The following is a 271-nucleotide window of genomic DNA, read 5'->3' on the forward strand; positions in this document are numbered from 1 at the left end:
GCCGTGCTTACGGCGTTGCCTGAATCACTCCCGCCGGAAAAGCGGACAAGCGGCGGACTCCGGGAGACGCTGATGACGTTTCGCGGCCTGCTTGGCGACCGGATGTTTATGGGATTTGCGCTCAGCCAGGCATTTGTGATGACCGGCATGTTCGCATATATTGCCGGGTCGCCGTTTATACTGCAAAACATCTACGGCGTATCGGCGCAAATGTTCAGCCTGCTGTTCGCCGTAAACGGTGCGGGAATCATATGCGCCACCCAAATCACCG

General features: G+C 57.6%; 1 pseudogene. It reads left to right on the forward strand.

The window, feature by feature from the left end:
• Positions 1–271: pseudogene (locus SB658_RS24135) on the forward strand (MFS transporter); the annotation flags it as partial.

This window comes from Bacillus sp. SIMBA_008 (assembly GCF_046535495.1).
Taxonomy (GTDB): Bacteria; Bacillota; Bacilli; order Bacillales; family Bacillaceae; genus Bacillus; species Bacillus subtilis.